The sequence below is a fragment of the Streptomyces shenzhenensis genome (genome assembly GCF_021462265.1).
Lineage (GTDB): Bacteria > Actinomycetota > Actinomycetes > Streptomycetales > Streptomycetaceae > Streptomyces > Streptomyces shenzhenensis.
This window is the reverse complement of sequence record NZ_JAJONF010000125.1, coordinates 1-2537: the sequence shown is the minus strand read 5'-3', so window position 1 is coordinate 2537 and position 2537 is coordinate 1. Positions and strand designations below refer to the sequence as shown.

Genomic DNA, 2537 nt, shown 5'->3' with positions numbered 1-2537 from the left:
CCCTGATCGTCCACATTCGTCGCCGCCCTGGAGACGGGACGCACGTCCTGGACGGCCGTGCTGGACGCGATCCGGCTGGGGCCGTGTGACGACGCCACCGCGGTGACCGCCGCCCAGCTGCGCGAGGTGGTCACCCGGCTGGTGCACGCCGGGCAGTGGCGGCCGGGCGACGGCGGACATCCTCGTCGTCATGGACACCGGCTACGACGTCACCCGCCTCGCCTACGTCCTGGCCGACCTGCCCGTCGAGCTGGTCGGCCGGCTCCGCTCGGACCGTGTCATGCTCCGCGATGCCGGACCGCGCCGCTCCACCCCGCGCGGCGGGCAGCCCCGCAAGCACGGCGGCGTCCTCACCTTCTCCAAGCCGGAGTCCTGGCACACCCCTGACCAGGCCACCATCTGCGACACCACCCGTTACGGCACGGCTGAAGCCCTCGCCTGGGACCGGATGCACCCCCGATTGCAGGCCCGTGGCCCCTGGCTCGACCACTGCGGTGAACTGCCTTTGATCCACGGCACGTTGATCCGGCTGAAGGTCGAGCACCTGCCCGGTGACCGCGACCCGAAGCCGGTGTGGCTGTGGTCCTCGCGCACCGGCATGACCGGAGCAGACGTCGACCTGCGCTGGCAGGCGTTCCTCCGCAGGTTCGATCTTGAACATACCTTCCGGCTGTTCAAACAGACCCTGGGCTGGACCGTCCCCAAGGTCCGCGATCCGCACACGGCCGACCTGTGGACGTGGCTGATCATCGCCGCCCACACCCAACTCCGCCTCGCCCGGCCCCTCGCCGAGGATCTTCGTCGGCCCTGGGAACGGCCGGCGCAGCCTCGGCGGCTCACCCCCGCCCGGGTCCGCCGGGGGTTCCGCCACCTCCGCGTGAAGACCGCCCGTCCCGCCGACGTGCCCAGACCCTCCAAACCCGGACCCGGACGCCCACCCGGCTCGAAGAACCGCAGGCCAGCCCCACGTCACGAGCCCGGGAAGACCGTGAAACGAATCGAAACCCTCACCGAACACGTCCGCCTGAAACAGCAGCGAGGTTAATGATCAAGCTTAGGCCATACCGATATCTACAACAAGCCCAACTCTCCTCAGCACACCACCAACAACCCCAGCCCAAACCCCCTGACCAGCCTCCCGAAACCACACCCCAAACCTCTCAACCAAACACCAACACACCAGGCCAGCGACCACCCAACACACCAACAAGCCCCCCTCCGAGCGTCACTCACCCTCGCCCACCGCAAGACCGGCGGTGCCCTCCCAGCAGGACCGGGGGAACTCATCGTCCAGGGCGAAGACCTCGGGGTGTGGGTCGCCGGGCAGCGGGCCGGGTGGGACAAGCTCATGCCCGCGCAGCAGTGGCTCCTGGAGTCGGTGGGGATCGAGCCCGCAGCCGAGGACGGGGCATCGGCGGCGGGTGCGCCCCGGTCGCAGGACGCACGGTGGGCCGCAAACCTCGCCGCCGCCCGGCAGTTCCACGCGCGTGAAGGGCACCTATCGGTGCCCCGCAAGGCTGTGGAGATCGTGGACGGCGTCGAGCACAAACTCGGCGCCTGGCTCGACAACGTCCGCAAGAGGGCCGCCAAACTCAGCCCGCAGCGCCGCGCGGACCTGGAGGCGCTCGGCATGCGCTGGTAGGTGACACCGCTGCAGGAACGGCCCGTCCCGAAGATCTCGGGACGGGCCGTGGCCGTGCATGTGGTCGTGAAGGGCGGTCGCCTACGCGGCGAAAGGCTCCATGAGGCTTCAGCCGAACGATCGTCCTCATGGGCAATAGATGAGGCCCGGGGACACAGTCCCCTCCACAACCACGCTCTCTGTAACGCAAGCAGACGACCGGCCATTCCCGCCGGGCACGCGAGCACGGAGCAGACCTGCAGTACTGACTGCGGCTCGTCAGGGTGAACCGTCCCGATCTGCCTGACGAGCCGCAGTCGGTATCGACGGCCTCGCGAAGGTGGCCCCGAACGCCTGATGCCGCAACGGTGGAAGCAGCCGGGAGCGGGTAGCGCATCAGGTCGCGGGGCTGCCTGGCGTTGCCCGTGGCAGCGCCAGGCTCGTCCTCAGGTCATCACCAGGACCCGCTCTAGCCGTTGAGGATCGTCACGCTGTACACGGTGACATAGGAGTCGAAGAGGACCGCGTTGCCCCGCGGATCGCCGGTCGGCCCGATGTCGAAGGAGCCGACGCTGGTGTCGAAGGCCCCGTGGTTCCAGTCGGCCGTGACCCTGTAGACGCCACTCTGGTTGACGTTCCACGTGCCGGGGGTGCCCGCGTAGCAGAAGTTGCCATGCGAGGTCCAGACTTCCAGGCCGTGGCTCATGGGGAAGCTGCTGCTCTGGGTGGGGCACGCGGTGGGGCCGATGGCGCTGGCCGGCGTGGCCATCGCCACGCCGCTGGCCAGGATGCCGCCGGTGAGGGCTATGGCCGAGAGTTTCCTGCGAATCATCAAGATCATCTCCTGTGCCTTGCGGTGGCCGCGATCCCGTGCCGGTGATCGCGGTGGTCCGAGTCGCGGCGTCCTGCCCCGGCC

The 2537-nt window shown here is 69.1% G+C and carries 2 protein-coding genes and 1 pseudogene; 2 read left to right on the top strand and 1 reads right to left on the bottom strand.

Annotation, left to right across the window (positions count from 1 at the left end; genetic code table 11):
* Nucleotides 1-12 precede the first annotated feature (12 nt).
* Together LQ326_RS46960 and LQ326_RS46955 are read left to right on the top strand one after the other, a co-directional pair.
* Nucleotides 13-1045 (top strand): annotated as a pseudogene (locus LQ326_RS46960) (transposase); the annotation flags it as partial.
* A 303-nt stretch (nucleotides 1046-1348) separates the two neighbouring features.
* Nucleotides 1349-1642 (top strand): helicase associated domain-containing protein, encoded by a 294-nt coding sequence (locus LQ326_RS46955; RefSeq protein ID WP_234545338.1) that lies wholly within the window; start codon nucleotides 1349-1351, stop codon nucleotides 1640-1642.
* A 448-nt stretch (nucleotides 1643-2090) separates the two neighbouring features.
* Here LQ326_RS46955 and LQ326_RS46950 read toward each other — a convergent pair whose 3' ends face one another.
* On the bottom strand, nucleotides 2091-2453 hold the full coding sequence (locus LQ326_RS46950; protein ID WP_234545337.1) for a hypothetical protein: 363 nt from the start codon (nucleotides 2451-2453) through the stop codon (nucleotides 2091-2093).
* Nucleotides 2454-2537: the final 84 nt, after the last annotated feature.

Excerpts from the sequence above, each read along its gene's own strand:
- LQ326_RS46950 (WP_234545337.1), bottom strand. The coding sequence starts at position 2,453 with ATGATTCGCAGGAAACTCTCGGCCATAGCCCTCACCGGCGGCATCCTG.
- LQ326_RS46955 (WP_234545338.1), top strand. The coding sequence starts at position 1,349 with ATGCCCGCGCAGCAGTGGCTCCTGGAGTCGGTGGGGATCGAGCCCGCA.